The sequence below is a fragment of the Streptomyces aurantiacus genome, from assembly GCF_001418335.1.
In the GTDB taxonomy this organism is placed as follows: domain Bacteria; phylum Actinomycetota; class Actinomycetes; order Streptomycetales; family Streptomycetaceae; genus Streptomyces; species Streptomyces aurantiacus.
Genome location: NZ_LIPP01000190.1, coordinates 1 through 6,629 on the forward strand (window position 1 = coordinate 1; position 6,629 = coordinate 6,629).

The window sequence follows — 6,629 nt, forward strand, 5'->3', positions numbered from 1 at the left end:
TTCGGCCTGGATCTTCTCGGTGAGGGGCACGGTCTGCAGGGGGTTGCGGGTGCCGTCGGGGCGTTCCTTGAGGGCGCCGCGGTCGATGTAGTCCTGCACGGAGGCCACATGGAGGCGTAGTCCGTGCTTTTTGACCGTGCGGTCGCGGTATTCGAGGACTTCGGGGAAGTTGTGCCCGGTGTCGACGTGCAGCAGCGAGAACGGCACCGCGGCCGGCGCGAACGCCTTCAGAGCCAGATGCAGCATGACGATGGAGTCCTTGCCGCCGGAGAAGAGGATCACCGGTCGTTCGAACTCGCCCGCGACCTCGCGGAAGATGTGTACCGCCTCGGACTCCAGCGCGTCCAGGTGCGAGAGCGCGTACGGGCTGTTGGTCCCCTCCTCGGCGACATCAGCGACATCGGGGACGTCGGGGACAGTCGTCGGCAGGGTCGTCGCGGGACTCACACCAGCCCCCTGGCCGCCAGCACCGCGTGCACCGAGTCCGCGGACTGCTCGGGAGTCTGTGACCGCGTGTCCAGTGCGAGCGCCGGTTCGAGCGGGGGCTCGTACGGGTCGTCGACCCCCGTGAGACCGGTCAGCCGGCCGGCCGCCTGGCGTGCGTACAGGCCCTTCACGTCCCGCTCGCTGCACACCTCGACCGGCGTGGCGACATGCACCTCGAAGTACGGCGTCCCGCTCGCCTCGTGCCGTTTGCGCACCGCCTCGCGGCTGTCGGCGTACGGGGCGATGACGGGGACGACGGCGAGGACGCCGTTGCGGGCCAGCACCTCGGCGACCAGGCCGATGCGCTGGACGTTGGTGTTGCGGTCCTCGCGGGAGAAACCGAGGCCCGCGGAGAGGAAGCGGCGGATCTCGTCACCGTCGAGCACCTCCACGCGATGCCCCTCGGCGCGCAGCCGGCCGGCGAGGAAGCGGGCGATCGTCGTCTTGCCCGCGCTCGGCAGCCCGGTGAGCCAGACCGTGGCCCCCTGTGCGCCAGGAGGCTTCTGACGGCCCCTTGCCGTGGTGGTCATGCGTGGCGTCCTTTCGCGGCGTCCGCGGTGCGGTGCCGTTGTTCGGGGAGGTCGGGGGATGCGCCGGGCCCGCCGGATCGGCCGGGCTCACCGGGTTCACAGGAGTCGTTCGGCGCGTCGGGCGTGCCGAGTTCGCCGAAGAGGGCCTCCCAGCGGGGGTGCACCGCGTCCGGGCCGTACGAGGCGGCTGTCAGGACGGCGGCGACGCCCATGTCCGCGCGCAGCGCCCGGTCGTCCATCAGCCTGGCCATGGCGTCGGCGAGCGCGTCGGGGTCCTCGGGCGGGACCAGCAGGCCGTCGACGCCGTGGGTGAGGACGTCCGAAGGGCCGGTCGGACAGTCGAAGGCCACCACCGGCAGCGAGTGGCTCATCGCCTCGATCATCACCATCGGCAGCCCCTCGAAGCGTGAACTGAGCACGTAGAACGAGGCCTTGGCGAGTTCGTCGTCGAGCCGGTCCGTGTGGCCCATCAGGAACACGTGGTTGTAGAGGTGGTGCTCCTCGATGAGCGCCCGCAGTTCGGCCCGCTTCTCGCCGCTGCCGTAGATCCTCAACTGCCAGTCGGGGTACGTCTCGACGAGCCTCGCCCACGCGGGGATCAGCAGGTCGAAGCCCTTCTGCGGGAAGAGCCGCCCGGCCGCCACCGCGATCTTCGAGCGGTGGTCCGAGGGCACCTGGTCGAGGGAGTGCACGGCGTTGGGGATGCGGGCCACCCGGGCGCCGGGCAGCAACTGCTCGTACTCCTCGCGGTCCCGTTCCGTCAGGACGGCGACCGCGTCGAAGCGCGGGTAGGTCTCCCGGATGCGTCGCTGCACGTCGCGCTTGTGCGTGCCGTGGTTCATGTGTTCCTGCGCCACCCGCACCACGCCGCCCGTGGCGTGCTCGGCGGCCAGGAAGTTGAGCGCGGGCCGGGTGGTCACGAGGATGCCGTCGCGCAGCGAGGAGAGGTACGCGATCAGCCGCCGCTCCACGTACCGGTTGAAGTAGCGGTAGCCGAACTCGCCCGGCGGGATGTGCCGCGCGGGCCGTTCGGTCAGCCGTGCCCGGCGCCACTCCCGGTAGCGTCCGGTCATGCCTTCGGCGGGGGTGCGGGCGTCCTCGCGCAGGTCGACGACCGTGGTGACGTGGACGCGTGGGTCCAGCGGGAACTGGAGGTCGTCCCGGCGGCGCAGCGCGCTGACCAGCTCGACCTCCCAGCCCGCCTGCACGAGGGAGTTGGCCTGGTTCATCACCGTACGGATGGTGCCGCCGCGGCCGTACGCGTGCAGCAGCAGATAGCGGACCTTCGGCCGCGCCGGCGTACGTGTCCGATGGCCGGCTGTTTGCTGGCCCGTCATATGGCGGCCTCCGTATGCCACTCCGTACGACGCTCTGTACGGCACTCCAGCGAGAGGTTGTCCTTCACTGTGTAGTACGGGCGCACGCGCAGACCGCGTACGCGCTGCTCGGGAAAGACCATGATCTTCTTCTTGCCGTGGATGTCGTCGAGTTGCCGGCCGGCCCGCAACCGGGCCCTGCCGTCGGTGAGATGGATGTCCCACTCCTCGACCTCGACCTCGGCCGTCCCGGTCGTCCCGGTGGGTTCCGAGGTCACCAGGTCGGCGATGGGCAGCTCGCTCTCGAAGCGGTCGCCCTTCACGTGTGTGGGGTAGTCGAGGTGCCGGGCCGTGTGGCCGCGGCGGGTGAGCAGCAGCCGCCAGTCGCCCTCGGCGGGACATCCGTGGATGCGTCCGACGAGCCGGACGTGCCCGTCGCGCGGCCATACCTCCGCTATCTCGGCGTGCGGCTTCAGCGGCTTCAGCGGCTTCACGAGCTGTACCCCCAGGCCGCGCACATGGGCCGCAGCAGTTCCGGGATCTCGTCCTCGGCGGGCAGTTCGCGTCCGCTCTGCACCCGGCCGGTGCGGATCTTGTCCCGCCAGTCGCCGAGGCCCTTCACCACCTGGCTGTCGTCCCGCCTGCCGTAGTCGAGCATCGACGGCTCGAAGCGGACGTCGAGGAAGGCGCAGAGTGCGCGCAACTCCTTCTCGGCGTCGGCGGTGAGGTCCTCGTAGCGCACGGTGTGGCCGCCGGTGGTCGCCCCGCGGGCGTTGTCGACGGCCTTCATGTAGCGCAGCGCGTCGGCCGCCGCCTCGTCGAAGGTCCGCTTGCCGGGGTCGCCCTCGTGCCAGGACCGGGCGATGGACACCGGATGGCGGAGCAGGAAGACGAAGCGGGCGTCGGGCCAGCAGTCCCGGATGCGCCGGTGCACGAACGCGTTGCTGGGCGTCTTCTCGACGATGACGTCCTTGCCCGACCTGACCAGCTCCCGGTGCATGACCCGGTCCCAGAGCAGGTGCTCCAGGTCGCCGCGCTCCAGGTCGAGGGCGCTCATGGCGCGCTGCGACAGTCTGCTGCCGAAGTCGACCTCCAGGCGGCGGATGTGCAGCTCGTGCGGGGAGTACAGCTGTGAGTGCGCGTCCAGGAGCATCCGCAGCAGCGTCGAGCCGGAGCGCACGGGAGACATGATGAAGACCGGCCGCCGCAGCAGCCGGTCCGTGGCGAGGTCCCCGGGCGCCGGACATCGGTACACCGGCGTGGGCCGCTTCCCGGGTTTCGCCCCGGTCCCTTTCGGCTGTGGCGGCGCGGTGGCGGGAGCGGCGGGAGCGGCCCGGCGCACCTGAAGGCCGGTGGTGGCGGAGAGCGCCCGGTTCAGATTGCCCATCAGACTCATGGGCCCCGACGCTAGGTAAGGATTATGAGAAGAGGGCCTGAGTGACCTGAGCGTTCCCTTAGCGCCATGGATTGTGGCTCACGTCACATGAGTTGAGGTTTGGGAACGTCGTCGGGTACGCCCGCGAAGGCCGCGCCGGCGTCCCGCAGTCGCTCGTGCAGGGCCCGGAAGACAGCCGCGGAGCGGGCTCCGGGCCAGTCCTGGGGCAGCAGTGAGGGGGGCAGCCCCGGATCGGCGTACGGGAGGTGGCGCCAGGAGTCCAGGGCGAGCAGATAGTCGCGGTACGCCTCCGCCTCCGGGGTGTCGGCCCGCGCCTCCCAGTCGTGCAGCACGCGCGCGTGGCGGTCGAGGAACGCCTCGTGCTGCTTGGCGATCGCGGCCAGGTCCCACCAGCGGGCGACCGCGTCCGCCGTCGGCGCGTAGCCCAGGTGCTCGCCGCGGAAGAGTTCCACGTACGCGTCGAGCCGCAGCCGTTCCAGCGTGTGGCGGGTCTCTTCGTAGAGGCGGGCCGGGGCGAGCCACACCCCGGGGGCGGCCGTTCCGAAGCCGAGGCCGGACAGGTGCGAGCGCAGCACGTGACGTTTCTGCCGCTCGGACTCCGGTACGGAGAACACGGCGAGCACCCAGGTGTCGTCCTCGGGCGGCGAGGCCACGTAGACCCGGCGGTCGCCGTCGTCGAGGAGTTGCCGCGCGTCCGGCGACAGGACGTACCCGGCCGCGCCCGCCGCCGTACGGGCCGGTACGAGCAGCCCGCGGCGTTTCAGCCGGGACACCGACGAACGCACGGAGGGCGCGTCCACGCCGGCCGCGGCGAGGAGCCGGATCAGTTCGGCCACGGGTACGGGGCCGGGGGTGAAGCGGCCGTACGCGCCGTAGAAGGTGACGATGAGGGACCGGGGGGCGTGCTGCTCGGACACGTTGATCACTCTAGATCGTCACCGTCACGCAAGATCGCCATCCGGGGCAGGGGGATCACGTCAGGAGCGTATCGATTTCTTGACGGCAGTCAAGAGTGCGCGATATCCGGCGACCTTGGCCGGCGGGCCGCTCTCGTGTCCTCGCCGGCGTTCGAGGAAGGAGGAAGGAGAAAGGAGGAAGGTGGGGGATCAGGCGGCGATGGTCAACTGCTCGGCCGGCACCCGGTGCGGACCGACGACCTGCCCGTCGGGCAGCAGCGCACCGGTGTCGTCGAAGACGATCGCGCCGTCGCACAGCAGGGACCAGCCCTGTTCGGGGTGCGCGGAGACGATGTGCGCGTCGCCGCGGTGGCCGCGGTCGCTGCGGTCGAAGCGGCCGGCGGACGGGCACGAAGACTGGTGAGAACACATGGTGAGCCTCCACGTGTGGGAAGTTGGGCGGCGTTTTCGCCGCCCTTACGGATAGACCATGCGCCTGCCGCGAACTCATCGGAACAGCCGGACGGGAAACGTGACAACACGCGGACAACACTCGGACGAGTCCAGGACGGACGGTGCGGACTCGCCACCAAAAGGGTGACGATCACACCCGCGGGCGCGCCGGGCCGGTACCTGTAAAGGCCCCACCCCAGGAGGTACTCCGATGCGATTCCACCAGGTCATGGCCACCGCCGCCACTGCGGCGCTGCTGCTGCTCACCGCTCCGTCCGCGGGCGCGCTGTCCCAACCGGCCGCCCCCGTCGGCCTGTCGGAGACGGTGACCGTCGACCCGAAGGGCCGCCTCGCCGCGGACGGCACCGTCACACTGTCCGGCACCTACCGCTGTACGGGCGGCAGCGGCCCGGTCTTCGTCAGCTCCTCGCTGAGCCAGGGCGAGGCCAACTCGCGCAAGGGTGTCGGCGGCACGACCGCGGTCTGCGACGGCGCCGAACACCGCTGGACGAACACCGACCGCACGGAACCGGGCCGGTTCAAGCCCGGCGCGGCGAAGGTCCAGGCGACGCTGATGGAACTGCGCTCCGGCGGCCTTCCACTGCCGATGTTCCACGCGGCGCGGGAGCAGGACGTGACACTCGTCCGCTGACACCGCCGCACCCGCGCCCGGTTCAGCCGGCCCGCGTCGGCGGCGACGATCCGACCCGGCTGCTGGCGCTGCACGAGATCGCCGCCGAGCGTTGGGCGGAGGGACGCCTGGTCACCGCCCCTGTCCCGGAAAGTGGCGCCCCGGAAACCGCCCAGCAGGGCGCTCCGGCGACGTCGGCGCGTACGCCCATGCCGCCGCAGCAGCAGCCGTACAGGGCGGTACCCGCGCGTCGCGGTCACGGCGGGAGCGGTGGCCTTGGTGTGGTGCTGTCCGTCTCCGTGGCGCTCCTGCTGGCCGTGCGGCTCGCCGACGCACGTACCCAGCTCGCAGGAGGAACCACCGCCGTCGACGCGATCTCCACCAGGTCCTGTCCAGCCGGACAGAACCTGGCCGCGGCCTGGCCCGGCCCGGAGGGTTCCGGGGCCGGGCCGGGCCGCGGCTCGCAGTGTTCAGTACTGCTCGGTCTCCACGAAGCCCGCGTCCGCGTCGTCGTCCACACCGATGGCGGCGGTCGGGTCGAATCCGGGCGGGCTGTCCTTGAGGCCCAGGCCCATGCCGGCGAGCTTGGCCTTGACCTCGTCGATCGACTTCGCACCGAAGTTGCGGATGTCGAGCAGGTCGGCCTCGGAGCGGGCGACGAGCTCACCCACGGAGTGCACGCCTTCGCGCTTGAGGCAGTTGTACGACCGAACGGTGAGCTCAAGCTCCTCGATCGGCATCACCAGATCGGCGGCGAGGGCGGCGTCGATCGGGGACGGGCCCATGTCGATGCCCTCAGCGTCGATGTTGAGCTCACGCGCCAGACCGAACAGCTCGACCAGGGTCTTGCCGGCCGACGCCATGGCGTCACGGGGACGCATGGCCTGCTTGGTCTCGACGTCGACGATCAGCTTGTCGAAG

General features: G+C 71.0%; 9 protein-coding genes. 1 reads left to right on the forward strand and 8 read right to left on the reverse strand.

What is annotated here, in order from left to right:
- The 7 genes from AOK01_RS24230 to AOK01_RS24260 form a co-directional block, all read right to left on the reverse strand.
- A partial coding sequence (locus tag AOK01_RS24230; RefSeq protein WP_169800158.1) for a phosphoadenosine phosphosulfate reductase domain-containing protein occupies nt 1-429 on the reverse strand: 429 nt, incomplete at its 3' end.
- A 14-nt stretch (nt 430-443) separates the two neighbouring features.
- Nucleotides 444-1,016: an adenylyl-sulfate kinase gene (gene cysC / locus AOK01_RS24235; RefSeq protein WP_055515154.1), complete on the reverse strand. Its 573-nt coding sequence runs from the start codon at nt 1,014-1,016 to the stop codon at nt 444-446.
- Nucleotides 1,013-2,353 carry a glycosyltransferase family 4 protein gene (locus AOK01_RS24240; protein WP_079103701.1) on the reverse strand — a complete coding sequence of 447 codons (1,341 nt, stop codon included), beginning with the start codon at nt 2,351-2,353 and terminating at the stop codon, nt 1,013-1,015. The genes cysC and AOK01_RS24240 overlap by 4 nt, the downstream gene beginning before the upstream one ends.
- Nucleotides 2,350-2,826 carry a hypothetical protein gene (locus tag AOK01_RS24245; protein WP_245702391.1) on the reverse strand — a complete coding sequence of 159 codons (477 nt, stop codon included), beginning with the start codon at nt 2,824-2,826 and terminating at the stop codon, nt 2,350-2,352. Before AOK01_RS24245 ends, AOK01_RS24240 begins: the two co-directional genes overlap by 4 nt.
- On the reverse strand, nt 2,823-3,728 hold the full coding sequence (locus AOK01_RS24250; protein WP_055515155.1) for a sulfotransferase family protein: 906 nt from the start codon (nt 3,726-3,728) through the stop codon (nt 2,823-2,825). Before AOK01_RS24250 ends, AOK01_RS24245 begins: the two co-directional genes overlap by 4 nt.
- A gap of 83 nt (nt 3,729-3,811) precedes the next feature.
- On the reverse strand, nt 3,812-4,654 hold the full coding sequence (locus tag AOK01_RS24255) for a PaaX family transcriptional regulator (RefSeq protein ID WP_055515156.1): 843 nt from the start codon (nt 4,652-4,654) through the stop codon (nt 3,812-3,814).
- A gap of 180 nt (nt 4,655-4,834) precedes the next feature.
- Nucleotides 4,835-5,056 (reverse strand): DUF5999 family protein, encoded by a 222-nt coding sequence (locus tag AOK01_RS24260; protein WP_055515157.1) that lies wholly within the window; start codon nt 5,054-5,056, stop codon nt 4,835-4,837.
- 232 nt (nt 5,057-5,288) lie between these two features.
- On the opposite strand from AOK01_RS24260, the gene AOK01_RS24265 reads away from it, so the two are divergent.
- Nucleotides 5,289-5,729 (forward strand): DUF6299 family protein, encoded by a 441-nt coding sequence (locus tag AOK01_RS24265; RefSeq protein WP_055515158.1) that lies wholly within the window; start codon nt 5,289-5,291, stop codon nt 5,727-5,729.
- A 449-nt stretch (nt 5,730-6,178) separates the two neighbouring features.
- Here AOK01_RS24265 and AOK01_RS24270 read toward each other — a convergent pair.
- Nucleotides 6,179-6,629: DNA-directed RNA polymerase subunit alpha C-terminal domain-containing protein (locus AOK01_RS24270; protein ID WP_281181425.1), on the reverse strand; the 451-nt coding region annotated here is incomplete at its 5' end.